Source organism: Algicella marina (assembly GCF_009931615.1).
Taxonomy (GTDB): domain Bacteria; phylum Pseudomonadota; class Alphaproteobacteria; order Rhodobacterales; family Rhodobacteraceae; genus Algicella; species Algicella marina.
The window spans coordinates 1881484-1907226 of record NZ_CP046620.1 but is presented as its reverse complement, the minus strand read 5'-3'; the positions used below and the strand labels follow the sequence as shown (position 1 = coordinate 1907226).

Genomic DNA, 25743 nt, shown 5'->3' with positions numbered 1-25743 from the left:
GCGCTTTGTGTGCGGCGTCACCTTGCTGCATGCAACAGCGTTCTAACACAAAGCTCAGCTCGTTGCCCACACAATCTTAGACTAGTATACCAGTAGGAATACTAGTATACCATTTAGATCGACAACGAATCGATGAGCGAAAAGCAATGCATCACTGAAAACCGATGCCGAAACTTGGGAGGAGACATGTCCGGCATAACTCTAAAGGGCCTTGTTAAGGCTTATGGGGCTATTCAAGTCGTGCACGGGATCGATCTGGAAGTGCACGAACAAGAATTCGTTGTGCTCGTCGGACCTTCAGGATGCGGTAAATCCACGACATTACGAATGATTGCCGGTCTTGAGGAGATCTCTGACGGTGATCTAATGATCGACGGGCGATTGGTAAATCGCGTCGCTCCAAAGGATCGCGACGTGGCGATGGTTTTCCAGAACTATGCGCTCTACCCGCACCTCAACGTCGCCGACAATATCGCCTTCGGCCTTCGTATCCGGAAGGAGCCCAAGAACAAGATTGCCGAATCCGTCGAGGAAGTCGGCGGCATCCTCGGCCTCACGCCATACCTCGATCGCCGCCCCGCCGATCTGTCGGGCGGCCAACGCCAGCGCGTCGCCATGGGCCGCGCCATTGTGCGCCGCCCCAAGGTTTTCCTGTTTGACGAGCCGCTCTCGAACCTCGATGCCAAGTTGCGCACCCAGATGCGCGCCGAAATCAAGCGCCTGCACAAGCGCCTCGGCGCAACCTCGATCTACGTGACCCATGATCAGGTCGAGGCGATGACGCTGGCCGACCGCATCGTGGTGATGCACGACGGGCGGATTGAGCAGATCGGCTCGCCGATGGAGCTGTTCCTCAACCCAGCCAACACGTTCGTCGCCGGCTTCCTCGGCTCCCCGCCCATGAATATGGTCAGGGCTACGGTCGTCGCCGGAGATCAGGGCCCTGTCGCCGAATTCGACGGCCAGCGCATCCATCTCCAGCAGTTTCCGGCGCTGGCCGACACGGTAGGCAAGGAGGTCATCCTCGGCATCCGGCCCGAATTCGTGTCCGTCGCCCGACAGGATGATCCGAACCTTATCAACCTCGACGTGGATCTTGTTGAAACGCTTGGGTCCGAGGCGTTGATTCACGCCAGCCTTCAAGGCGAGCCATTCGTAATCCGCACAGATACGGTCGGCCAGATGCACATCCTGGAAGGTATCAGGGGGTTCACCATCGAACCCCACCTCGTGAAGGTCTTCGACGCACAGTCGGGCAAAGCGCTGCCCGGTCAGGTTCTGGAGCAATGACCAACGATCCCAACTTCACCGGAGCCTCAGGGCCGTCGACCGAAGAGTTGATCTTCGACGCCACGGAAGCCCGGCGCCGCCGCAAGCCCAACACGATGCAGCGTGTGGGCGACCACCTGAAGCGGGAATGGCAGCTCTACCTCATGCTAATACCCACGATCCTGTGGCTCGCGATCTTTCTCTACAAGCCGATGTACGGCCTGCAGATCGCGTTTAAGGACTACTCGATCTTCCGAGGCGTCGCGGGCAGCCCGTGGATCGGATTCGAACACTTCCAGACGCTTTTCGGAAACGACCAGTTCCTGCGCGCTCTCAGAAACACGATCATCATCAGCTTCTACGGCCTGATTTTTGGCTTTCCGATGCCGATCCTGCTGGCGCTGATGTTCAACGAGATCCTCAGGCAGACCTTCAAGAAGACGGCGCAGACAATCGTCTACCTGCCGCACTTCGTGTCTTCGGTGATCATAGCGGGCATCGTCATCACGGCATTCAGCCCTTCGGCGGGGATCGTGAATACGATGCTCGGGTGGCTGGGGATCGAGCCGATCTACTTCTTGACCAAACCTGAATGGTTCCGCCCGATCTTCGTCGGCACCGGCATCTGGCAGGAAGCAGGGTTCCAGTCCATCGTATATCTCGCTGCTATAGCAGGCGTCTCACCGACGCTCTACGAGTCTGCCGTGGTCGATGGCGCCAGCCGCTGGCAGATGATGTGGAAGATCACGCTTCCGTCGATCCTGCCCACGATCATCATCATGCTAATCATCCGGATCGGCAACATGCTGGAGGTCTCTTTCGAGATGATCATCCTGCTCTATCAGCCGGCCACCTACGAGACCGCCGATGTCGTGAACACCTTCATCTATCGCCAAGGGATCCAAGGCGGCCAGTACGACCTTGCCGCCGCGGCGGGCCTATTCAACGCGGTGGTGGCCTTCGTTCTCGTGATGACGGCCAACACAATCTCCAAGCGCTATTCGCGCACATCGCTGTGGTGAGGGAGACCGAGCAATGGCCAACATGAACCTCTACTCGCGCGGTGACAAGATGTTCGTCATCCTGAACATGGTCCTGATCGGCCTGTTCACCCTCTCGACGCTCTATCCGTTCATCTACATTGCGTCGCTGTCGATGAGCACAGGATTCGAGGCGCGCGCCGGCAACGTGATCCTCACCCCGGTTGGGTTCACTCTGGAAGCCTACAAGCAGGTGCTGAGCGAGCCACTTTTCTGGACGTCGTACATGAACACCTTCATCTACACGATAGCTGGCACGCTGATGAGCCTAGCATTCATCATTCCCGGTGCCTACGCCCTGTCAAAGCCCCAGCTTTATGGGCGGCGCTTCTGGAACCTGGTGGTGGCCTTCACCATGTGGTTCAACGCCGGCCTGATCCCGTTCTTCCTCAACATGCGCGATCTCGGCCTGCTCGACAGTTACTTCGGCATCATCATCGGCTTCGCCGTCAACGGCTTCAACATAATCCTTCTGCGCAACTTCTTCGAGGGCATCCCCCAGAGCTTTGAGGAAGCTGCACGGATGGATGGCGCCAACGAATTCCAGGTTTTGTGGAAAGTCTACATGCCGCTTTCGAAGCCGGCGATCGCCACAGTGGCTTTGTTCTGCATTGTTTCGCGCTGGAACGGCTTCTTCTGGGCGATGGTCCTCTTGCAGGATGAAGAGAAGATCCCGCTTCAGGTCTACCTGCGCAAGGTCATCGTTGAACTTTCGGACGACGAAGAGTTTGCCACGTCCCTTCTAACAGCGGCCTATTCCGTCGAGACTGTGACCGCCGCGATCATCGTCTGCTCGATCATTCCGATCCTGCTCATTTACCCCTTCCTTCAGAAGTACTTCAGCAAAGGCATCTTGCTGGGTGGCGTGAAGGAATAGTCGGTGCCCTCGCGCCGCAAGACGAAAGAACCAATCGCTTCGCAACAGGGAGGATACCATGCGAACCTTTAACCTGGCAGCTGCTGCCATCCTTGGAACGACGGCCCTTACGGCCCCGGCCCTCGCTCAGGATATCGAGTTACCGATCGTCGACGAACCGCTGGAACTCACAATCCACATGCACTGGGCGCGGGCCCAGGGCTATGGCCCCGGCGGCGATACCTCAAAGCTCTATCCGGTGGAAGAAGTGGCGCGCGAGAAGACCAACATCCATCTGGTGGACCAGACCTCCGGTCGGAACACCACGGATAACTCCGAAGCGATGAACCTTCTTCTGGCCACGGGCGACCTCCCGGACATCGTCGGCGGTTCCAACATTCGCCAGCCGGTGAATGAATACGGCCCGCAAGGCGCCTTCGTGGCACTCAACGATCTGGTTGAAGAGCATGCACCGAACATCAAAGCGTGGTTCGACGAGCACCCGGACATCTGGGATGCCATCTCGGCCTATGACGGCAATGTCTACTATATCCCCTACCTGCCGGATGGTAAGTATGCCCGCGCATGGTTCGTCCGCCAGGATTGGCTGGACGCGCTGGGCCTCGAACGCCCCGATAATGTGGATGAGCTTTATGAAGTGCTGGTCGCGTTCCGTGATCAGGATCCCAACGGAAACGGCGAAAAGGATGAAATTCCCTTTTTCGCCCGCGACTGGGAAGAAATGATCCGTTTGGTCACGCTGTGGGATGCGCGCTCCACCGGGGCGGACGTTTACCATCAGTTTTATCTCAAGGACGGCGAGGTGGCGCACCCCTACGCACAGGAAGCCTATCGCGACGCACTGGCCAACATCGCACAGTGGTACGAAGAAGGCCTGATCGATCCCGAAGTCTTCACCCGCGGATCCTCGGCACGCGATTACCTGCTGGGCGAGAACCTCGGCGGCGTGACGCACGACTGGTTCGCCTCCACGTCCGGATACAACGTGGCGTTGGAAGGCAAAGTCGAAGGCTTCAACTTTGTGCCCCTCCTGCCGCCGCAATCGGCCGCCGGGGTCCGGATCGAGGAAAACCGCCGCATTCCCATGAAACCCGATGGATGGGCCATATCCTATTCCAACGAGCATCCGGTCGAGACAATCAAATACTTTGATTTCTGGTTCTCCAAAGAGGGTGCATTGCTGGCCAACTTCGGTGTCGAGGGCAAGACGTGGGACATGGTCGACGGCGAACCGGTCTACAAGCCCGAAGTGCTGGACTCGGGCCAGCCGGTCAACAGCCAGATGTACCTCGAAGGCGCGCAGGTCTACCGCGGCTATCCGCAGGACTACCGCTATGAGTGGCAGTGGACCCGCGACTCCGCGCGTGAAGGGATCGAGCTCTATGACACCGAGGATCTTCTGGTCGAGCAATTCTTGGGCGTGGCCTTCAACGAGGACGAGCAAGCGATCTATGACAAGTACTACCCCTCCATCCAGACCTACATGCTGGAACGTCAGCAGGCATGGATTCTTGGTTCGGGCGACGTGCAGGAAGACTGGGACGACTACATCACCGCCCTCAACAAGATGGGCTACGTGGAGGTCATCGAAATCATGAATTCGGCCTATGAGCGCCAGTACCGAGGCTGATTACGCCCCTCCTCAGCAAAACGCCGGTGCGGCCGATCCCGGCCGCCCCCCTCTCCGACCTCAAAGAAAGACCAAACCAATGCCCGGCGCCGCAGCCCTTCCCACGCTCGATGAACCGAAGACAGGCCGACTGACGATCCAGTACACGCCCGATGCGGATACCGAGATCACTGAGAATCCGCCGCGTTTCACGTGGCTGCCGGTCATTGAGGACGAGGCGGAGTACGTGCTTCGCGTGTCGACCGACCCTGAATTCGGCTCCGGCAACACGAAAACCTTCGCCAACGTCCCGCTGAATTTCTTTACCCCCGACGTGGCGCTGGAGCCGGGAGACTACCACTGGACCTACGCGGTCTGCGATGCCGCGGGCAAACCTGCGTCCGAATGGAGCAGCAGGCGTCGCTTCACGATCACCGCAGACTTGCCCGAAACACCGTTGCCCCCGCGCAAGACCCGCTTCGATACATCGCCCACCGCGCATCCCCGGCTCTGGCTGACATCCGAGCGCTTGCAGGAATTCCGCAAGGCGGTGAAGGCCGATCCCGATCATTGCACATGGTCCACGTTCTATCAGAAATCCGTCCTGCCGTGGACGGACCGCGAGATCATGCACGAGCCCGCGGGCTACCCCGACCACAAGCGCGTCGCCCCGGTCTGGCGGCAGACCTACATCGATCTGCAGGAAGTCATCTACGCCATTCGCCACCTTGCCATCGGCGGGCAGGTCACGGGCGACCAGCAGATGCTGGACCGCGCGAAGGACTGGCTTCTGGAAGCCGCGAGCTGGGATCCGATGGGCGTGACCTCACGCGCCTATACCGACGAATGGGCCTATCGCGTTACCAACGCGCTGGCATGGGGCTACGACTGGCTGTACGACCAGATGAGCGAGGACGAACGCGCCCGCGTGCGGGCGGCGCTGCTGGAGCGGACGCGCGATATCGCCGAGCACGCCATCGTCAACGCCAAGATCCACCTCTTCCCGTATGACAGCCACGCGGTCCGCTCCGTCTCGCTCACGCTGATCCCGGCCTGCATCGCGCTTCTGGGCGACGACGAGGACGACGAGGCGCGCGAGTGGCTGAACTACTGCATCGAGTTTCTCGCCGGGGTCTATTCGCCTTGGGGCGATGCCGATGGCGGCTGGGCCGAGGGCACGAACTACTGGATGATGGGCATGGCCTACCTGATCGAGGCCGCCAACCGCCTGAAAAGCTTCGCCGGCCTCGACCTCTACAAGCGCCCGTTCTTCCGCAACACCGGCGATTTCCCGCTGTACTGCAAGGCGCCCAACACCCGGCGCGCCACCTTCGGTGACGACAGCACGCAAGGCGATCTGCCCTGCATCAAGACCGGCACCAACCTGCGCCAGTACGCGGGCGTCACCGGCAACGGCGCCTACCAGTGGTATCACGAGGAACTGGCGCGGCTGAACCCCGGCACCGAGGGTGCCTTCTACAACTGGGGCTGGTGGGACACCAATTTTGACGAGCTGACCTACCTCACCGATTTCCCGCAGGTCGAGGCCACAGCACCGCCCAGCGGCTTCCGCCATTTCCGCGGCATCGGCTGGGTCGGCATCCAGCACGCGATGGCCGATCCGGACGAGCATATCCAGTTCGTCTTCAAATCGTCCCGCTTCGGCTCGATCAGCCACAGCCACGGCGACCAGAACGCCTTCTGCCTGGCCGCCTACGGTGAAGATCTGGCGATTCAGTCCGGCTACTACGTCGCCTTCAATTCCACGATGCACCGCGAATGGCGTCGGCAGACCCGGTCCAAGAACGCGATCCTGATCAACGGCAAGGGCCAGTACGCCGAGAAGGACAAGGCCAAGGCGATGGCCGCCACCGGCCGCATCCTCGCCGCCGAACAGCGCGAGGATCACATCTACATCCGCGGCGACGCCACACCCGCCTACCAGAGCCTCTCACCCGAGGTCACGCTGGCCGAGCGTGAGATCTACTTCGTGCGCAACAGCTACTTCGTGATCGTCGACAGCGTCGACGCCGACAGCCCCGTGACGGTCGATTGGCTGCTGCACGCCAACGCGCGCTACGATCTGGGCAAGACCACGTTCCGCTACAGCGGCGAACGGGCGGGCTTTTACGGCCAGGTCGTGTGGTCCGAGGCCGGAAAGCCGGACCTGACGCAGGAAACCGGCTTTCCCGGCGTGGACCCGGCCGATTACGAGGGCCTGCCGCAAAGCACCTGCCTGCACGCCCGCTACCCGGCCGCCACCCGCCACCGCATCGCCACGCTGCTCGTGCCCTACCGGCTGGGCGAACCCCGCCGGATCTTCAACTTCATGGACGATCAGGGCTACGACGCCGACCTCTACTTCACCGATGTCGACGAGAACACCTTCAAGGTGGTCCTCAAGAAGCTGGCCAACGCATGAGCCACCGGTCCCCAGGAGGTATGAAGATGACCACGAAGAACCACTTCCCCGCGCAAGAGAATGCGCTGTTCGACGCGGGTGGCGGCCTCACGCGGAAGGTCGGCGCCTACAACGACAACGTGATGGTCGTCGAAGTGCATTTCGAGACCGGCACCGTGGCCGCGCGCCACCACCACCCGCACGAACAGATCACCTACGTGATCTCGGGCAAGTTCGAATTCACCGTGGGCGACGACACCTACATCGTCTCGGCGGGGGACTCGCTCTACAAGCAGCCCAACATCGAACACGGGGCGACCTGCCTCGCGGCGGGCACGCTGCTCGATGTCTTCACGCCGCACCGTGAAGATTTTCTCTGAACCTACGCACCACACGACTTCAACATGGGAGAACACGTCATGTCCAAACCCGTCATCGGCTTCATCGGCCTCGGCCTCATGGGCGGAAACATGGTCGAGAACCTTCAGAAGAAGGGTTTCGATCTGGTCGTGATAGACCTCAACAAGGATGCCGTGGCGGCCGTTCTCGCCCGCGGCAACGCACGGGCCGCCGCCTCGCCCCGCGAACTGGCCGAGGCGAGCGATATCGTGATGCTCTGCCTCACCACTTCCGAGGTCGTCGAGAAAATCGTCTACGGCGATAACGGCATCCTCGCCGGTATCCGCGAAGGCGCGGTCTTGATCGACTTCGGTACCTCCATCCCGGCCTCCACCCGCAAGATCGGTGCCGATCTCGCGGCACGCGGTGCCGGCATGATCGACGCGCCGCTCGGCCGCACGCCCGCGCACGCGAAAGACGGTCTTCTGAACATCATGGCCGCCGGCGACCGGGACACGTTCGACAAGGTCAAGCCCGTGCTCGACGAGCAGGGCGAGAATGTCTTCTATCTCGGCGCGCTGGGTGCGGGCCACACCACCAAGCTGATCAACAACTTCATGGGCATGACCACCGTCTGCACGATGAGCCAGGCCTTCGCCGTGGCCGACCGTGCGGGCGTGGACCGGGCGCAGCTCTACGAGATCATGTCCACCGGCCCCTCCAATTCGCCCTTCATGGGCTTTTGCAAGAACTACGCGGTGGATGGTGTCAGCGATCTCGGCTTCTCGATCAACAACGCCAACAAGGATCTGGGCTACTTCCTGAAGATGACGGAGGATCTGGGCACCCGCGCCGAGATTGCCGAAGGCACCTCCACCAACCTTCAGGCCGCCGTCGCGGCCGGCATGGGCGAAGGCAACGTCCCGGAAATATTCGAATATTTCCTCAGACTCGAAACCTAGGCCGCGGCGGCGCGCGCACCCCATCGCGCGGTGACACGGCATCCAGCAAGCACGGGAACGAACGACAATGAAACTTCAGGGAAAGACCGCAATCGTCACCGGCGGCGGCCGCGATATCGGGCGCGCCTGCGCGATCAGGCTGGCGGCCGAGGGCGCGAATGTCGCGATCAACTATTTCGCCAGCAGCGCCGGGGCCGAGGCCACGGTGGCCGATATCCGCGCCGCGGACGGCAAGGCCTTCGCGCAGCAGGGCGATCTGAATGCCGCGCAGGATGTCGAGGCGCTGGTGGCCCGCACGGTCGCGGAATTCGGCGGCGTCGACATCCTCGTCAACAACGCGGGCGGCCTGATCGCGCGCAAGACCATCGCCGAGATGAGCCTCGAGCACTGGCAGGCGGTGATGGATCTCAACCTCACCAGCACCTTCCTGATGGTCAAGGCATGCCTGCCGCACATGAAGACCGGCACCATCGTCAACCTCGCCAGCCAGGCCGGTCGCGATGGCGGTGGCCCCGGTGCCGTCGCCTATGCCACTTCCAAGGGTGCAGTGATGACCATGACGCGCGGACTCGCTAAGGAACTCGGGCCGCAAATCCGCGTCAATGCACTCTGCCCCGGAATGATCGACACTGATTTTCACAATGTACATACGGCGGATGAAGCACGTCGTGCACTTGAATCTTCGGCGCCCGTTAGGCGTCAGGGAATCCCAAAGGACGTGGCGGAATTGGTCTGTTTTCTCGCGGTAGATGCGTCGTCTGGCTTTATTACAGGAGCCAATGTGGACATCAACGGCGGAGTTTTTTTTAGCTAAGGTGTGAGGTAAAAGGTGAGCGAGCTCTCTGTCGGATTGGCGATGACGGACGCCAAACTGTCTAACCCCCTGTGTCTGGGCCACTGATCAGGGGTTTCTCTAATAGGGTTTCAGGAACGGGCGGGCGCATGTTGAGTGCCTGATGCCCTTCATGTCTGTAATTCAATTTGCCTCTACGGCCGGTTTCCTGCCGCAAAAAAGTCATCCAACATCATGAGCAGAAGCCTAGATCTACGCTTGGTCATGCGCAAACAGAAAGTTAGCCATCGCGGTGTCGGCTAAAAAACAACTCGTGAGAACTCGCAGCAATTGTTGCAGAGCCACCCAAATTGTCACATGCTCCGCTACTCACCATTGTAACAAATTGGCCCTGAGCTGTCTTTCGCCGCGCGGATTCAATGGGAATTCTGCGGCATTTTAGCCAAATTTTTTATCGCTATCACTCTATCTTTGTCTGGACTTGAGAGGGGCTGACCCTCAGTCAAACACCCTCTCTCGCTGCTCGACCCACGGCAGTTCGGCCACGCTGCAGAGGTCCAAGATCGATAGCACCGTGGGCTCGCGCAGCAGGACCAGTCGCTCCAGCACCGCTGGCGAGAGCCATGCCAGCCGGATTACGCTGCTGACATAGCGGTCAGAGATACCTTCCTCTCGGGCGAGATCGGCGATGGTGTTGATGTCGCCGCGCTCGAGCCTGCGCCGCCAGTCCCACGCGCGGCCGATGGCGCGCAGGAGGCGGGCATCCTGGCCGCGATCCATGGCCACCTCGATCTCCTTGGGAGGCAGAATGCAGGGGGCGTCCGCCGCGATTGCGCAGGGTGAGCGGGATGCGGACGCGGAGGGTTTCTGGCTTTGCCATCACGCCACCTCAGGCTTGGCCGGTGCCATCAGTGCGGTAATCGCGCCCAAACGGTCATGGCGCTGACGTCAGACACCTTACAAAGAATCTAGGGTCGCCAACTTCTCCACTGGCGGGACCATCGATGACCATGTAGGCGTCGGCACCTGCGCAATTCTCGGATAAGGCCTCTCGTTCGGCTTTTTTTGCGCTTCCGACGCTGTGGAGTGTTCAAATTGCTTGGCAATTTTAAGGTCGGTTTGCCCGTCGCGCCCAGCTTTCGTTTCAACATAAGTCTGGCAGATATAGTGGGTCTTTCCTGGGGACCGCTCTGCATCTGTCATGGATGGTTCCTTGTGGTCGGCAGGGGCGATTGGCAGTTCTGGGAGAAACTCTGGCCGATTTCCGACTAATTGAAGAGACCATTGCCCGGCGGCGCATATCACGCAAACATCGCCGCCAAAGTTCATCTACTGGGTCGAAACCGCCTTGGAGCGACGCGGCTTTGACCCTGCTGAAACTTTGGTTTCAGGTGGCGTATTTGCTTCTCTTTCGAGGCGAGCATTGCGCAGTCGGGAATTCTTGGCTTGTCGTTGTTCCGATTCTTCGTCGACCATTTGTCTGACAACACGCGTCGTCTTATCCATTGGGGTTTCCGGTTTAGAGTCATTCACTTTAAACAGATTGGTTTTTGTGAGTTCCGTCAATTTTGGGTTTCCTTTGTTTTGCACGTCGACCGAACCAAACGAGGTCTTTCAAACCAACGCCAAGTGTTCGACCTCGCCTTGGGTGCGCCCTGATGGTCGTGTGGGTGGATCGCCCAGCAGTTTCACTTCGATGTCTGGCGCAGCCATGGCACGCATCAACGCATTGTAATTCATCTGGAATCTCACTTCGGAGCCCACCTTTAACCGGGATCGAGGCGTTCCGATGATAAGATGATCGCTGGTCGCCCCGATCAATGTGCTTCCAACAGGTATTGAAAGACCCAGAATGTCGGTGTCCTGATGACCCATCGCGAGGATCATGCGTGAAGAGACCCCACTGGTTGTCACAAGGCGAAGTCGTTCCGTAGTCGGATCGATCAGGGCAACAGGGATCGGTGGAGGTACTGAAGCCATTTCTATAATTTCGGCAACAAGAGTGAAAGCATCTGTGTGCATTCCGCCAATATGGTCACCAGACACCGGTTCAACGCCCAGAAGGATAGCCTCACCCAGACGGAGATCATTGACTCGACCCGTCGCGTGTTCGTCAAGCGCCCAGGGCAAATTCGCAGAGTTGCCTCCAGACACAATCTTGAGAGACGGGCTGCATACCCCCTCAATCTCATTTGCAAGGTCGCAAAAAGCGGCCATTTGCCGAGTGGTCGGGGCAATCCCGCTCAGACAGGCAAAGTTCACGCTGATACCTTTCAACCCAACCCCAGTCATCTGCATGACTTGCTGTGCAATTCCTGCCAAGTTCTCCGGTAGTATCCCGTCCCGCTGATCGCCCATCTCGACCATCAAGACGATGCCGTGAACCCTGCCGGAGCGGATCGCGGCCGCAGCCAGCGCCGATATGACCGAGAGCTCTGTGTTATAGCTCTGTTCGCAAGATTGAACGACTTGCTCGGCCTGGCTTAACATCGGCGTTCGGATCAGAGTGATAGGGCCTGTCATGCCTGCCGAACGTAGCCTTTGCACATTGCGGACACGTGCATCAGCAAGTCCGGCTGCCCCACCGTCGAGCATGGCCTGAGAGATCGCAGGATGACCGCAGACAGCCTTGGTAACGCCTGTGACGCCAATACCACGCGGACCCAGCCGCCGAACGACAGTTTCTGTGTTGCGACGTATCTTACTCAGATCCACTTCGATGCGTGGGCAGCTCATATCGCGGCCACCGAGGTCCTTTGCGTCAGGCCGGGGTATGCGGCGACCACCATCGCTAGCAAATGTGAAGCCGGTCGGGCCAATGCATCGGTGACAGGCAAGCCGAGTTTGCGTGTTTGTGCCACGATCGTGTCGGTGATTTCGGCTTCGGACATCCCCTCATGATTGAGCGTGACACCGATGACCTTTGTGTCGGCAAAGGCTTCGATCAAGGCAATCTCACTTGAGGGGGAAGGCATTGGCATATTGGGAAAGTCGCAGCGATGTGCGCGTTTAGGGGCGTGCTGAAGGATGACAGCATCCGGCTGGCTACCCCGCAGGATAAACGCGGATGTGCAGAACGCCGGATGGCTTAATGCGCCCTGACCTTCAATCAAAATAACATCGGGTTGTTCACCTTCAGAAGCCGCAATAATCGCACCTTCAAGTTCGCCGCAGCAGAATTGGGGTGGCACGGCATCCATTGCGATGCCGTATTTGGCCCCCTGCATCAAGCCGGTCTGGCCCGTGCCGACAAGCACAGTCTTGATGCCCTTCGCATTCAGGGCGCGCGCCAAAACGGTTGCCGTTGTGCGCTTGCCAATCGCGCAGTCTGTCCCAAGGATGGCAATGCGCAGGGCTTTGACACCAGCGACACTGCCATCGAACAGGCGCATGTCCTTGCTGGGTTTCGGCTTGCGAATGTCGCGGATTGTGACATTTCGCCCCAAAGCAGCTTTGGCTATTTCTCGGTCATCGCTCAGATATTCATGTAGCCCACTCACGATGTTCATACCAAGCTCAATTGCTTGCAGAACAACGCCCCGATCCGCAGTCGAAAGACGCCCTGTCGAGGGGGCCATCCCATAGATCAAGGTATCGGGAACAGCGGCTTCATGGGTAACTGCAGTATCCAGATCACCAAAGATTGGGGTGTGGTTCACTGTATCGTCGAGAACGGATCCGCTGTCTTGTCCGCTATAGGTGCTGTCGATGACAGAAAGGATGCGATAGGCCTCTGAATGACGCACAAGGCCATTTGCAGTTTTGCCATCGATCTGAGCGAAGTTCCCTTCACAATAAACGACCGCCGATGGTGGCGCTGAGACTTGCGTGAATGAAGTCGCATGTTTGGGTTCTCTGCGGGACATTGGTGGCGCTTGCGCGCCTCTGACGGGACGGCGGGTGGTATCGACAGGTTCAAAACTCGTTTCCATTGTAGTTCCCTTTTAAGATCTGCACGGAGGACAGAACTGTCCTTACCTGCGCAATTTGAAGTCCGTGTAGCCGTGCTTTGCGCTTAGTTGATAAGCACGCACAGCCCCTTTGAATTTTGAAAGTTCCTGTCGCATTCCCAGCGGTTGCCCGACCTGTCCAGATGCGCATTTTCGGGAATGTTTATGAATTCGCATGTCTCGGCAGAGGCGGTATATCCACGATCACACTTCCACCCTGTGCCGAAGGTTGCATCGTCAAAATATCCATTCGCGGGGATTGCAACGGCTTCGCACAGGCCAGCCTGTTCAAAGAAGCCGCGCTCACATGTCCAGGGCTGACCGAATCCTGATCCATTCAGGTAGGCGTTGGCTGGAACCGCAATCACAGTACATTGACCGTCAGTTGCTTCAAACCCGCGTTCGCACGTCCACATGAAGCCATTTGAGGCATCTGCTAAGTATGAATTCGCTGGCAGCACGATCTCCTGACACGTGTCATCGACCTTGATGTAACCGCGCAAACACTGCCAGCGTTCGCCCGACGGGTCCAAAAACCCACCTTCCGGTACCTCTACTACAACACACGCAGCGTCATCGGTTCTGAGAAATCCATGCAGACATTCCCAACCGGACCCGTAGGACCGGTTCGTGTCGTATGCGTTTTGCGGCACAACAACAGCGACGCAGGTATTTTCGTCTAGTCGGAAGCCAATATTGCATTCCCATTCATCACCGTAACTTTTGGCACTGGCGTTCGCAGGCATTGCCTGAGCGGTGGTTTGAGAAAATGCAGGGAGCGCAAGCAGCATGGCTGCAACAAATGAACCCATTAACAGGGCCATGACCGTTGATGTGTTTGTGGGTGCCGGGGCTGCGACAGAGTGCGGAGCTAGCGGTTTCATTGTTCCTGATTTACGATCCATCCAACTTGAGCCCCGCGAGACACGCGTCTGCCAGATCCCGGCTTGGAGTATCAGTGCCCGGCAATGTGGCCCAGCCGGTTTCCATCATCGCGTTGCGCCGCTGAAAACTAGTAGCTTCCTGAAGTGTGGCCAATTTTGCGGCGCGTTCTGTATCAACTTGCGAGAGGTTCAAACAAACCGGCACCATCGCTAAAGTAACTTCGTCGGCAGCAAAGCTCTGAGCCATCTCGTCTGCACTTCCTGCAGTTGTCCAGCCGCCCCAAGTGAAGCCAAGAATAGAGACAGCAACTGCGCCAACCAGGGCGCCGAAAACAGCGGGTTTCGTCCATTCGGGAATTGTCATTTTTGATCCTCTGACGGAGAAAGCGCCGCCGCACTTTTTTGATTACGTTAGTGTTTGCGTTGGTCTGATCCTTGCCAGAGCCAACTTCAGGTCTCGGTGATCCAATGCGCGCAGCTCTGACTTTCCTGTTTGCCAATTGATCAATGGAAACGTCACAGTCCGTCGGTATGCCTTAAAGCTGAGGCTCTGCATGACTTCGCTGTTTGCCAAAACTTTGTTATCGCCGCGGGCAGTTCATAGGTGTGTCCCGCGACCACAAACGGATGGAGAAATGGCACAACTGACGTGGTCGTGCGCGAAAACATCGGCAACCTTCCCAAACATCAGATCCTTGATACAGGACGCGACAGCTTAATTTTCGTGGTTAACTATTGTGGTCCGCTCTAACAGGCTGATGCGCCTATGCCGCAGAGAACCGCAACTTTGGTATCTCTGACATAGTCTCTTAGGGTCGGAAATACAAGCTTAGTGATCCTTGATCCGATCATAGGCCCAGCTATACATCTCAAGATGGCCAAAGTTGGCAAACCACCACGATGAACATTCGAAGATCCTCGCGCAGCTATGTCGGTTTTCGGTTCGCCCGACCAATCGCCGACTTTCGCCGCGTCACAGAACATTGGCAAAAAGGGGCTCAAACCGGACATGCGGCGGCCCGGCAGGTAAAGGCCCCTCAATCTCAAGAGTAGGTGAATTCGGCCCGCAACCGTCGTTCTCTCTTCCCCGGCGATGCTGCGGCGCGGACCGTCAAAGCCACCATCCGCTGCGGTTGCAAAATCACAGCAAAAGAGAACTCACAGTCAACCGACATTTTAACTATGCACTTCGGTTGTTCTTATGCTCTCTCGCGAATAAAAGTGCCCTTCTTGGCGCGTGGGACCGATTATTGATTTATTGGCTGATCCAACTAAAATGAAGAGTGCCCTCGTAAAATTCAGAGTCTTGCAGGAGTAGAATGTCGAAATTGTCGAAAATAGTGCTCGTTCTGATTTCGACGCCGATTATTTTGTCTATATTATTTGTTGCGCGGTACATTTTGGATTTCACGTTTTTTTACCCGAACCAATACGCACGACTTCAGACCGAAGCGAAAATGTGGAATCAGGAATACTGGGAAACTGGATACGCCTCGCGGGTCACCGTGCAAGTGACCTCTGATGAAATGCTCGGCGGGAATACGGCGACGGTTGTGATGAACTGTTATGGCAAGCGATTTGCTACTGCGCACAGCGCCAACGGCCCGCCCTCTTCTGGGATCACCACCATGTCTGATGGGCCTGACAATCTCGGCATTCCCTTTGGTCCCGAGGCAATGCACATCACCTCTTTACGATCCGTATGCTGGGATATCCTTATGCACGGCGACGAATGGCCACTCCCACATGTGACACAAGATGATTACCATTGGTCGGATATCGTTGCGAAGGATCAGTCGCTCGTTTGCTATCTTGGCGATAAGTCAAAAACGAGCCGCGGGGAAGTATCCAGACTTACTTTTGTCAGTATAGAACAGGTGCCGCTACGTGAGACTATTTCGAATGAAGAGTATAGTTCGTTGCGAAAACAAAATGCATCCTATCCTCCTCAAACCCGAAAACATTACTGGGAGGCAAGGGCGCCGGAAACGCAATGCTGGCGCATTGGCGGTACCGGTGCCTGCGCGCCAAGAGCCGAAACTATATGCGGCACACCGCTAAACTAAAGATACCGAAGTTTGCGCGATCAGTGAATTCTTGCAAAATGGCGGCGACGCAGCAGGTTTTCTCGTGTTTTCAGTATTTGATTGATGCTGGTGACTTGATCCGTCTGTAGCGGCTGCTGTGTTTCGGAGCGCTGAATGGTCGGTTTCGATCCCGCTCAATCGCTTCTCTGAAACACCTTGTCCGCTTCATCCGTCCGGTGTGCAGCCTCGCCAAAATTTGCATAGTCGCACGCGGCACATATGTCGTTTGAGGGGGCGTAATAAGTTTGCCTATACGTGCCGTCGGACAGCGGTCTTGGCCATGCTCAGTGCCGACCGCGATGTATGTTCAATCTCGCCAAAGCTTATAGGCTCGGGCAAATTTTTCTGCATATTTCATGACATCAGCCACAGCCTCTTCTTCACTGGGCCATGCGCGATATCCCTGTTTTTTGCCGCGTTCACTGGAATAGGTGTGCCAGACACCATCAATTTTTTCGATACCTGTGATCTCGCCTCCGCCAAGCCCGCCATGAGAGTATGCTACGCCTTCTTCGGCACCGTGGGCTGCAAGGTAGGTTTTCATTTCGTTGAGTTTCATGAATTATGCGGTCACTTCTATGAAGCGGTTCTAGCTGATTTTGTAATTCTCTTTGAAAGTATGCTAAAAAACACTGTTTTTGCAATATCTCTGTCATTTCAGCTGGTTGGCGTATTTTTAAACACGATAATTTTCTCGGTCAGCTATTCGCACGTCTACGCAAACCGCCGAGTACTACCGCTTTCCGCCATCACCCCCGAGGCCATAATCCACGCTGGCAAACATGGCGATTGCGGTGACGAACATGATCGCCGCCTCGATACGTTGTCATACGATAGTATCCTTAAGGTCACCCTTTTATGTGAGGCGGGACACCGCCTGCCGACGGGCCCCTGCAACTGCCGGATTGGAGGGTGCGGTTGAGGGCCGTCGCCGGAACGCGTTGGACTGAATCAGTAGGGCGTGCCCGCCTTCTGTCGCTGCGCTCGGGCCGCTTCGGCCCACCAGCCGAGATCTGCTGCGAAGCGTGGAAAGGCCCGGACGAGGGCTGCTCCGCCGTCGCCCGTGGGCTGCGCGTCGGTATCCAGCGAACTGCCGATGCCGCCCACTGCGAGTGAGCTGGAAATCGGAACAATTCCCATTTCGGAGATCGTTCCGTGCCAGGCGAGGGCGGCCCGAACCCCGGAGAAACGGCCTGCGGAATAGCTCGCGACTGCGGCGGGCCGCCAGAACCATTCCTCAAGGAAATGGTCGGTGAGGTTTTTCAGCCCCGGCTGGACACCCCAGTTGTATTCGCCGGCGACAAAGACGAACGCATCGGCCGTGCGGGTCTTTTCCGCAAGCTCTTCCATCGCAGCTGGGGCGTCGCCGGCGGGATACTCCTTGTACATGCGATCGATCATGGGCAGATCGATTGCCTTGGCGTCGATCAGTTCGGCATCTGCGCCGAGGTTGTTCAGTTCCCGGACTACGTACCGCGCGAGGCGGATGCCAAGCCGGTCGGTGCGGTAGGAGCCATAGAGGACGAGGATACGGTTGGCCATGATATCTTCCTTCGGTGAAACGGCAGGATCAGCGATCGGACGGCCTGTTGGGACAGAGCGGTCGCCTGCTGCTGCTGCGCCCGAATACACCGCGCATTCAGTCATCTTTTTGGCCGGCGGTGATCTCCGGTGACCCCACGATCTATCAGATACGGTGCCGTCAACACAGACCAGAGCGCGGAGGGGGGAGGCACTGGCTTTGCAGGTCGCGGCTGCGCGCCGCGGCCCACAAGCGTCTCAGCTGGTCACGAACTCCAGAAGGTCGGCGTTCAGGACGTCGGAATTGACCGTCAGCATGCCGTGCGAGAACCCGGGATAGGTCTTCAGCATGCCGTCCTGTAGCAGTTCGATGGCCTTCAGCGCCGAAGCGGCGATCGGAACGACCTGATCGTCCTCACCATGCAGGACCAGCGTCGGCACGGTGATCGCCTTGAGGTCCCCGGTCTGGTCGGTTTCCGAGAAAGCCTTGATGCCGTCGTAATGCGCCTTGGCGCTGCCCATCATGCCTTGCCGCCACCAGTTCTGAACCACGCCTTCATGGACAGCCGCACCGTCGCGGTTGAAACCGTAGAACGGGCCAGCGGGAACATCGCGGAAGAATTGCGCTCGGTTGCCGGCGAGTGCCGAGCGGAAGCCGTCGAAGACCTCCATCGGCGTGCCCTCGGGGTTGGCGTCGGTCTTCAGCATCAGCGGTGGGATGGCGGCGACGAGGACGGCTTTCGCCACCCGGCCCGCATCCTGCCCATGCCGCGCGACGTAAGCCGCGACCTCGCCCCCCCCCGTGGAATGACCGATGTGAACTGCGTTCCGCAGATCCAGCGCCTCGGCGACGGCAAAAGCGTCGGCCGCGTAGTGGTCGATGTCGTGGCCACTGTCGATCTGGCTCGAACGGCCGTGGCCGCGCCGGTCATGGGCGACGACGCGGTAGCCCTTCGACAGGAAGAACAGCATCTGCGCGTCCCAGTCGTCGGAGCTGAGCGGCCAGCCATGGTGGAAGACGATGGGCTGGGCGTCCTTTGGGCCCCAGTCCTTGTAGAAGATCTGCACGTCGTCGTTGGTGGTGGTAAAGCCCATGGTGGGTTCTCCTTCTGGATGGTCTTGGGTCGAGGTTCGTTACATCGCGGCGCCCTGCGTGGCGCCCAGGGCGGACCAGATCATCAGGGCACCGAACGCCACGAAGATGAGGCCGGTCAGCACGCGTCCGCGCCTCGCATGCTTTGGGTTGCGGAGCCGTCGGGCGAGGTGTCTGGCGCCGAAGGCGTAGCTGCCGAGAATGATGAGCTTCACGCCAAGGAAGGTCGCAACAAGAAGCGCGAGGACGGACGGTCCGCTCCCTACGGGCAGGAACTGGGGGAACAGTGCAGCGAAGAACAGGATTGCTTTGGGGTTGCTGATCCCTACACTGAAGGAACGGAGCCAGAGTCCCAACCCGCTTTGTCCAAGATCTGCCGTTGGGGTCATGTGGTCCGCCTCTGGCGCGGACGGGCGAAGAAACGTCCATCCCAGCCAGATGACGTAGGCCGCTCCCCCAAGACGCAGGACGAGGAAGGCGACCGGGTAGGCCATGAGCAGGGCGCCGAGCCCGATGATGGACGCTGTGGCCAGCAACGCGATCGCAACCAGATCGCCGCTGAGGGCGGCGAGAGCGCGGCGCCATCCGTGGGCAATGGCGTTGTTCACGATGAACACCGTGGAGGGACCGGGCGTCGCGGCCTGGGTGGCGCTGACGAGCAGAAAGGTCAGGTAGGCTGGGAGTTCCATTTTCCTGTCCTTCGACACTGACATGGAGGTTGTTCGCAACTTGTCGTTCCCTTGAGCTGCACGATAGTGCCAGAGTGGGGCAATCTGTGTCGCTAAACGGGGAACGCCGGAATGAACATCGAGGATCTTCAAACATTCGTGGTCGTGGCCGATGCCGGGGGAGTTTCAGCCGCAGCGCGGCGACTCGGCGTTTCCAAGTCGATCGTGAGTCGCCGGCTCTTTCGGATCGAAGCGGAACTCGGCACCCAGCTCCTCTCGCGGACGACCCGCGGCGCCGCGCTAACGGAAGCGGGCTCGACCTTCCGCGACCATGCCGCGCGGGCCAGCGCCGAGATCGACACGGCGCGGGAGGCGATCCTGCCGACGGGCGGTCTGCGTGGTCGCCTGAGGGTCGCGGTGCCGCTCACCTCCGGCCCGACCCGCTTTGCCCCCGCCCTCGCGGAATTGGCACATCGCCACCCGCTGCTCCAGATCTCAGCCTCTTATAGCGATCGTTTCGTCGATCTCATCGCGGAGGGGTTTGATTGCGCGATCCGGGTTGGAACGCTTCCGGATTCCAATCTGATCGCAAAGCGTATCGGTGCGGTCCTTGGATCTTTCGTTGCCAGCCCGGACTACATCAAGGAGCACGGCGCGCCCCGGACGCCGGACGAGGTCGTCACCCATCAGGCGCTCATGCAGGGAACCGAACCCTGGCAGTTCCTGGACGGCAACAGGATCCTCACCGTGCAGCCGCATGGCAGGTTCAAGGCCGACAGCGGTGCGGCGCTCGCGGCCGCTGCTGCGGCGGGGCTCGGCATCGCCCGGCTCCCCGATTGCATCCTGCATGAGTATCTGGCGAGCGGCGCTCTTGTCCGGATCATGACGGGTTATCCCCCGCCTCCGGCGGGCACCTATGTCGTCCGCCCGCCGGGCCTGCATCCTGCGCGAAAGATCAGGGTTCTCACCGAAACCCTGATCGAGTATTTCGAACGAAATCCCGACACCATCGGCGGCGACGGGTGAGGCTAGAAGGTCGAGATGCCCCTGCAGGCCTACGACCTGCGAGATGGTGTGCGCGTTCCGCTATCCGCGACACAGCTTTGTGCGCGTCACGACTAGTCGCCGGCGTGGCGTGTCCCCTAACTTCGCTTCGAACGCGACGGTATTGCCCAGACAACCCGGGCCATCCGGTTGCATCGAGATCAGACACTCGCATCGGCAACCACTTGCCCGTCCGCGAGCATCAGAGAGGATTAAGCGCATGAGCTGGAACCCCGCACTCGACCCTGGCTGCCCCGATGAGGTGGGTATCGACGCCATTGAAACGCTCATCATTCCGCGGGCTCGTGATCTGGGCGGCTTCGAGGTTCGGCGTGCATTGCCCGCGCCCAAACGGCAGATGGTCGGGCCGTTCATCTTTTTTGATCAGGCCGGGCCGGCCGAACTTTTGACCGGCCAGGGCATCGATGTGAGACCGCATCCGCATATCGGGCTTGGCACTGTGACCTATCTCTACCGCGGCGACTTCCACCACCGCGACAGCACAGGCGCCGATCAGGTGATCAAACCCGGTGCGCTGAACTGGATGGTCGCCGGGCGCGGCGTTACCCATTCCGAGCGCACTTCGGCGGAAGCGCGCAGCGGTCCTAACGGATTGTTCGGAATCCAGACTTGGTTGGCCCTACCTGACAGCCACGAAGATGTGGCACCCAGCTTCGAACATCATGGCAAGGAGACCTTGCCAATGATTGAGGATGACGGTGCGTCCGTCCGGCTGATCCTCGGCAGCGCCTATGGCGCCACCGCGCCGGCGAAGATGCTCTCGGAGACGTTCTATGCCGATGTGAAGCTTGAGCCTGGAAGCCGCCTGCCGATGCCGAACAACCACGAGGACCGGGGCATCTACATCGTCGATGGCTCCATATCGGTGGCTGGGCAGGATTTTGAAGCGGGCCGGATGATGGTCTTCCGACCGGGCGACAAGATCACGGTGGCCGCCGGCGATCGGGGCGCACGTCTGATGATCCTTGGCGGCGCCACCTTCAATGGCCCTCGCTACATCTGGTGGAACTTTGTCGCCTCATCGCAGGAGCGCATCGAAGCGGCAAAGGCCGAATGGCGCGCCGCAAACTGGGGGCAGGGGCGCTTCGACCTCCCGGTCGACGACCGCGATGAACATATTCCGCTGCCGGGCTGATCGGTAATGCTGGGACGCAAAAGGGGGGCTCCCAACCCCATGACCCGCTCTGCCAGGGGAGCGATGCTGGATGGAGGCGAGCCGAAATGAGCACCGATTGGCCCCGACTGGACTACCTCGGATGGCGCGAGACTTGTTCCGCCCTGCACCTATATCTGCAGATCGTCGGAAAGTACCGGCTGGCACATACGCCCTGGCTCAACCACTCTTGGAACGCGACCTTTTATGTCACGCCGACCGGGCTGACCTCCTCGCCCATCCCCGATGGTGCGGGCATGGAGATCAGGTTCGATTTCCGCGAACATAAGATCATCGGCAGCTGCGGAAACGGCCGCGAAGCGAGGTTCGCGCTGGGACCGTCGACGGTTGCAGAGTTTCGCACGAGCTTCGTGCGAATGATTGCCGATCTCGGTGGCACACCGACCTTCAACGACACCCCGAACGAGGTACCGCACCCCGTCCCGTTCAGCGAGGATCATCGCGACCGCCCCTATGACCGGGATGCTGTGCAGCGATACCATCAGGCGCTGGTGGCAATGGACAGGGTCATGAACAGGTTCCGCACCGGGTTCCTGGGCAAGGCCAGCCCCGTTCACCTCTTCTGGGGCGCGCTTGATCTCGCCGTGACCCGTTTTTCGGGGCGGCGCGCGCCTCTCCACCCTGCCGGGATCCCGTCGCTGCCAGACAACGTGGCGCAGGAAGCCTATGACCGCGAAGTCTCTTCGGCGGGGTTTTGGCCGGGGGGGAACGGTATCGACTATCCTGCCTTCTATGCCTACGCCTACCCGACCCCGGCGGCATATCGTGCCGCGACGGTCCGGCCCGAGGCCGCGTTTTGGCATGAGGATCTGTCGGAGTTCATGCTGCCCTACGATGCCGTGCAGGCTGCGGCCGATCCCGACGAGGCTTTGATGGCTTTCCTTACCTCCACCTATGAGGCCGCCGCCGACCTCGGCAAATGGGACCGCGATCTTCTGGAATGTGCGCAGGGGCAACCGCGCCAAGTGCGCGCGCCGACAGCCGCACCGACGCTTGCGGCCTCGATTGCGGATGGCACGGTCGAGCAGGAAGACGGGCCCTCGAAGGGGCGATACAAGCTTGTCGTCGATGGCGTCGAGGCCGAGATGACTTACAGCCGCGTCGGCAAAAGCCAGATCATCATCGACCACACCGAAGTACCCGCCGCCTTGCGGGGACGCAAGGTGGGAGAACGGCTCGTGCGCCAAGCGGTCGAGGATGCGCGGCGGGACAGCGTCATCCTCATACCGCTTTGTCCATTTGCGAAGGCGCAGTTCGACCGCCATCCGGAATGGCACGACGTGTTGCGCCAGCCCAAGACCTGACGACCCTTGGCAATCGGCGGAAACCGCCGGGACCAGAGCTACCATCGCCCGCTGCCGAATTGCTCCGGCGGCAGGCAGCACAATGGAAACGACGCCCGGCGATACGGCCCGCCCACGACGCAATTATAGAAGGAAGAGCCAACGGCCTCAGAGCGTTATGGGCTCGTTATTGACCCGGCGGTCGCGTTGATGGGGGACGCGGTGATTGCTGCGCCGCTCTTCCAGCGGCTGGGGCAGGGGTCTTTGCTGGAGTATTTCGCTGCCGGGCCTCTGGTCGGGCCATCGGTGTTGGGTCTGTTTACCGACCCTGACACGATCCTGCTTTTGGCCGAGCTTGGTGTAGTGATGTTCCTGTTCGTCATCGGGCTGGCATTGCGAACGCGGAAGCTCTGGGCGATGCGGGGGGCAGATCTTCGGACTGGGGCTGGTGCAGGTGAGCCTTGCGATTGCCTTACCAACGCTGGCGGGCGTGGTGGTGTTCAGTCTGCCGCCGCTGACGGCCGCCATCGCCGCGGCCGTTTCGTGCTGTCCTCCACCTCCATCATCATGTCGACCTTGCTGGAGGGCGGCGAGATCGCAAGCCATGAAAGTCAGAAGTCCGTCTCGATCCTGCAATTCGAGGATCTCTTGATCGTACTCGTGCTGGTGGTCTATGTGCTGGTCAAGGCGATGGCTATCTATGCCACGGCACGGACCTTCGACGGGGCCAATCTGCCCGCCTTGCGCCGCACCTACATTTTCGCGCAGGGCGGCGAGTTTGCCTTCGCGCTCTACACGGCGGCGGTGGCGGTAGACGTCATCGATGCGCGCGAAAATGCGATCTTCTCGACTGTCGTGATCCTGTTCATGCGTTCACGGCACTCATCCTGATCGCCGCCAAACGGCTTGCACGGGCAGGTCCTGATGATCGGCTTTGGGCGGTTTGGTCAGACGGCCCTGCAAATACTGCTGGCGCGGGGCGCGCGGATTTCGGTCATCGAAAACAACCCGGACCGCATCCGGGAGGACACTGCCACTGTCGGCTCAAAATTAAAGCCTCCCCACCGCAGTCCCCGTATCCACAGTTTCGTCTTTTCGCGCGTCGCATAGCACGAACGGCGGGTTCAGCTGGCGTTCTGCGTTGACTGTTCCGGAGGCGTTGGGCGCGCCGAAATGGTCGCGCGGGATAACAAATGTTGCGGGAACCAAAGACTCGAGCTCGTGGTTCTCCTGACATGCAGTCCGGAGAGCGACTTGTCAGGTAAGGAAGCTACCCATGTTAAGACCCGATGGCCGAGGCGTATTCATCGCAATGACAGCGCTGGCCGTCCTGCTGCCCGCCTTTGCAATACCGGCGATCGCACTTGCCGCGGTGATTCAGGCCATACTAGGGGCGATCAACCTCCATGCTGGACTAGGCCTCAGAGCTAGTCACTCCGTCGTGCCGTCGCTGGCTGTGCGGCGTCGGCTGCAGTTCTCGGTCCACGTGGCGACCCATGATGAGCCACCCGCTGTTGTAGAGCGGACGCTGCGGGCCCTCGCGTCGCAGGTTGGCGCCCCGGAGTTTGAGGTCATCGTGCTCGACAACAACACCTCCGATCCGGTCCTCTGGCGCCCGATTGCGGCGCTCTGCGACGCGCTCGGCCCAAAATTTCGGTTCTATCATGAAGAGGGCGTCACTGGGGCTAAAGCTGGAGCGCTCAATATCGCACTTGCACGGACCGCTCCTGCGGTGACCCATGTCGTCGTTGTAGATGCCGACTATGAGGTTGCGCCGGATTTCCTCGCCATTGCGGAGCACGAACTTCGACGCGACAATGCGGACTTCGTCCAGTTCCCGCAGGCCTACCGCGGCGACGGGGGGGCGGCGCAGGGGTTGTCACTTGAATTGGCGGACTATTTCCTGCGCCACGCTCGGCATGCGGACTTGGCGGGCGCGATGCTGTTGACCGGTACGCTCAGCGTAATCAGTCGAAACGCGCTCGAAGCCGCCGGCGGCTGGAGCGGTCGGACCATCACCGAGGATGCGGAGCTTGGTTTGCGCCTTTGTCAAATGGGCTATCGCGGGCGGTTCGTGGACCGGATCGTTGGACGCGGCTTGCTGCCTCTCGACCTTGGCGGTCTCAGCCTGCAGCGGTACCGTTGGGCTGCGGGCAACACGGACACGGTCTGCGGTAATCTGGACGGCCTTCCGGCCCGTGCGACGCTCCAGGTTTTCGCGCAGCTCACTGCTTGGGCGAACCTAGCACTCCCCTGTGCCGCCGGGCTGATCGGCGGCGGAGTCGCGCTTGCTCTGAGCCATCAGGAGGAGGCTAGCCGCCATCTGGTGACACTGTCTGGTATCGGCTTGGTCTTGGTCTACTTGTCAGTCTGCCTGCCCATGGTCGTTGGAATGGTCATCAGCGGTCGCCCGCCACTGAAGGCACTGCACGTAGCTCTGACGGCGCGGGTTGCGATGATCCTACCTTCGGCGCTTGGGACAGTGGACGCGCTTCTCGGCCGGTCCGGCAGTTTCCAGCGGACTTCCAAGGATGTGAACCAGGCCACGGATGCTGTCGGACTTATGCTGCCTGCACTCGCTCTTGCCGGCACCGCTCTGCTGATCGTCCCGCAAATGCCGGCCGCTGGCACCCTCGGCGCCGTCCTTATCGCCCTGCCTTATCCGCTGACACTTGCCACACGGCGACGCCTGGTTGCCTACCGCACCGCCCTTTACCCTGCATGAGGA

Annotated in this window: 25 protein-coding genes; 15 read left to right on the top strand and 10 right to left on the bottom strand. The window is 59.7% G+C overall.

Annotated elements, in window-relative coordinates; all coding sequences use genetic code 11:
- Positions 1 to 186: 186 nt before the first annotated feature.
- The 8 genes from GO499_RS09515 to GO499_RS09480 all read left to right on the top strand — a co-directional run bounded on the left by GO499_RS09515 (position 187) and on the right by GO499_RS09480 (position 9311).
- Complete coding sequence (locus GO499_RS09515; RefSeq protein ID WP_161861975.1) at positions 187 to 1290, top strand: ABC transporter ATP-binding protein; 1104 nt, start codon at positions 187 to 189, stop codon at positions 1288 to 1290.
- Positions 1287 to 2291, top strand: a complete 1005-nt coding sequence (locus GO499_RS09510) for an ABC transporter permease (RefSeq protein WP_161861974.1) — start codon at positions 1287 to 1289, stop codon at positions 2289 to 2291. The genes GO499_RS09515 and GO499_RS09510 overlap by 4 nt, the downstream gene beginning before the upstream one ends.
- A 13-nt stretch (positions 2292 to 2304) precedes the next feature.
- A complete protein-coding gene (locus tag GO499_RS09505; protein ID WP_161861973.1) occupies positions 2305 to 3186 on the top strand; it encodes a carbohydrate ABC transporter permease in 882 nt (293 codons plus the stop codon).
- Positions 3187 to 3244: 58 nt separating this feature from the next.
- The gene (locus GO499_RS09500) at positions 3245 to 4816 is read left to right on the top strand and encodes an extracellular solute-binding protein (RefSeq protein WP_284154958.1); all 1572 of its coding nucleotides are present in this window, start codon (positions 3245 to 3247) and stop codon (positions 4814 to 4816) included.
- A gap of 79 nt (positions 4817 to 4895) precedes the next feature.
- Entirely contained in the window at positions 4896 to 7217 is a 2322-nt protein-coding gene (locus GO499_RS09495) for a heparinase II/III domain-containing protein (RefSeq protein WP_161861972.1), read from the top strand.
- A 26-nt stretch (positions 7218 to 7243) separates the two neighbouring features.
- Complete coding sequence (locus GO499_RS09490; protein WP_161861971.1) at positions 7244 to 7576, top strand: cupin domain-containing protein; 333 nt, start codon at positions 7244 to 7246, stop codon at positions 7574 to 7576.
- A 39-nt stretch (positions 7577 to 7615) separates the two neighbouring features.
- Complete coding sequence (locus GO499_RS09485) at positions 7616 to 8497, top strand: NAD(P)-dependent oxidoreductase (protein ID WP_161861970.1); 882 nt, start codon at positions 7616 to 7618, stop codon at positions 8495 to 8497.
- Between the two features lie 67 nt (positions 8498 to 8564).
- Positions 8565 to 9311, top strand: coding sequence for an SDR family NAD(P)-dependent oxidoreductase (locus GO499_RS09480; protein WP_161861969.1), 747 nt, complete (start codon positions 8565 to 8567; stop codon positions 9309 to 9311).
- A 477-nt stretch (positions 9312 to 9788) separates the two neighbouring features.
- Here GO499_RS09480 and GO499_RS09475 read toward each other — a convergent pair whose 3' ends face one another.
- The 6 genes from GO499_RS09475 to GO499_RS09450 form a co-directional block, all read right to left on the bottom strand.
- Positions 9789 to 10076, bottom strand: coding sequence for a hypothetical protein (locus GO499_RS09475; protein WP_284154957.1), 288 nt, complete (start codon positions 10074 to 10076; stop codon positions 9789 to 9791).
- A 543-nt stretch (positions 10077 to 10619) separates the two neighbouring features.
- Complete coding sequence (locus GO499_RS09470) at positions 10620 to 10856, bottom strand: hypothetical protein (protein ID WP_161861968.1); 237 nt, start codon at positions 10854 to 10856, stop codon at positions 10620 to 10622.
- Between the two features lie 48 nt (positions 10857 to 10904).
- Positions 10905 to 12026 carry an alanine/ornithine racemase family PLP-dependent enzyme gene (locus GO499_RS09465; RefSeq protein ID WP_161861967.1) on the bottom strand — a complete coding sequence of 374 codons (1122 nt, stop codon included), beginning with the start codon at positions 12024 to 12026 and terminating at the stop codon, positions 10905 to 10907.
- Positions 12023 to 13222, bottom strand: a complete 1200-nt coding sequence (locus GO499_RS09460; RefSeq protein ID WP_284154956.1) for an N-acetyltransferase DgcN family protein — start codon at positions 13220 to 13222, stop codon at positions 12023 to 12025. The genes GO499_RS09465 and GO499_RS09460 overlap by 4 nt, the downstream gene beginning before the upstream one ends.
- Before the next feature lie 83 nt (positions 13223 to 13305).
- On the bottom strand, positions 13306 to 14064 hold the full coding sequence (locus GO499_RS09455) for a hypothetical protein (RefSeq protein ID WP_161861966.1): 759 nt from the start codon (positions 14062 to 14064) through the stop codon (positions 13306 to 13308).
- Positions 14065 to 14134: 70 nt separating this feature from the next.
- Positions 14135 to 14488 carry a hypothetical protein gene (locus tag GO499_RS09450; RefSeq protein WP_161861965.1) on the bottom strand — a complete coding sequence of 118 codons (354 nt, stop codon included), beginning with the start codon at positions 14486 to 14488 and terminating at the stop codon, positions 14135 to 14137.
- Between the two features lie 955 nt (positions 14489 to 15443).
- Here GO499_RS09450 and GO499_RS09445 point away from each other — a divergent pair.
- On the top strand, positions 15444 to 16190 hold the full coding sequence (locus GO499_RS09445; protein WP_161861964.1) for a hypothetical protein: 747 nt from the start codon (positions 15444 to 15446) through the stop codon (positions 16188 to 16190).
- 328 nt (positions 16191 to 16518) lie between these two features.
- On the opposite strand, the gene GO499_RS09440 is transcribed toward GO499_RS09445, so the two are convergent.
- The 4 genes from GO499_RS09440 to GO499_RS09425 form a co-directional block, all read right to left on the bottom strand.
- A complete protein-coding gene (locus GO499_RS09440) occupies positions 16519 to 16770 on the bottom strand; it encodes a hypothetical protein (protein WP_161861963.1) in 252 nt (83 codons plus the stop codon).
- A 392-nt stretch (positions 16771 to 17162) separates the two neighbouring features.
- Entirely contained in the window at positions 17163 to 17753 is a 591-nt protein-coding gene (locus GO499_RS09435; protein ID WP_161861962.1) for an NADPH-dependent FMN reductase, read from the bottom strand.
- Positions 17754 to 17990: 237 nt separating this feature from the next.
- Positions 17991 to 18827, bottom strand: a complete 837-nt coding sequence (locus GO499_RS09430; protein ID WP_161861961.1) for an alpha/beta fold hydrolase — start codon at positions 18825 to 18827, stop codon at positions 17991 to 17993.
- 39 nt (positions 18828 to 18866) lie between these two features.
- A complete protein-coding gene (locus tag GO499_RS09425) occupies positions 18867 to 19514 on the bottom strand; it encodes a LysE family translocator (RefSeq protein WP_161861960.1) in 648 nt (215 codons plus the stop codon).
- Between the two features lie 111 nt (positions 19515 to 19625).
- On the opposite strand from GO499_RS09425, the gene GO499_RS09420 reads away from it, so the two are divergent.
- The 6 genes from GO499_RS09420 (at position 19626) to GO499_RS09400 (ending at position 25740) form a co-directional block, all read left to right on the top strand.
- On the top strand, positions 19626 to 20519 hold the full coding sequence (locus GO499_RS09420; protein WP_161861959.1) for a LysR family transcriptional regulator: 894 nt from the start codon (positions 19626 to 19628) through the stop codon (positions 20517 to 20519).
- Between the two features lie 238 nt (positions 20520 to 20757).
- Positions 20758 to 21693: a pirin family protein gene (locus GO499_RS09415; RefSeq protein ID WP_161861958.1), complete on the top strand. Its 936-nt coding sequence runs from the start codon at positions 20758 to 20760 to the stop codon at positions 21691 to 21693.
- An 86-nt stretch (positions 21694 to 21779) separates the two neighbouring features.
- Entirely contained in the window at positions 21780 to 23036 is a 1257-nt protein-coding gene (locus GO499_RS09410) for a DUF5996 family protein (RefSeq protein WP_161861957.1), read from the top strand.
- Between the two features lie 189 nt (positions 23037 to 23225).
- Positions 23226 to 23906 carry a cation:proton antiporter domain-containing protein gene (locus GO499_RS09405; protein ID WP_284154955.1) on the top strand — a complete coding sequence of 227 codons (681 nt, stop codon included), beginning with the start codon at positions 23226 to 23228 and terminating at the stop codon, positions 23904 to 23906.
- A 33-nt stretch (positions 23907 to 23939) separates the two neighbouring features.
- Entirely contained in the window at positions 23940 to 24125 is a 186-nt protein-coding gene (locus GO499_RS19890) for an NAD-binding protein (protein WP_431309890.1), read from the top strand.
- Positions 24126 to 24291: 166 nt separating this feature from the next.
- A complete protein-coding gene (locus tag GO499_RS09400; protein ID WP_161861956.1) occupies positions 24292 to 25740 on the top strand; it encodes a glycosyltransferase family 2 protein in 1449 nt (482 codons plus the stop codon).
- The last annotated feature ends 3 nt before the right edge of the window (positions 25741 to 25743 follow it).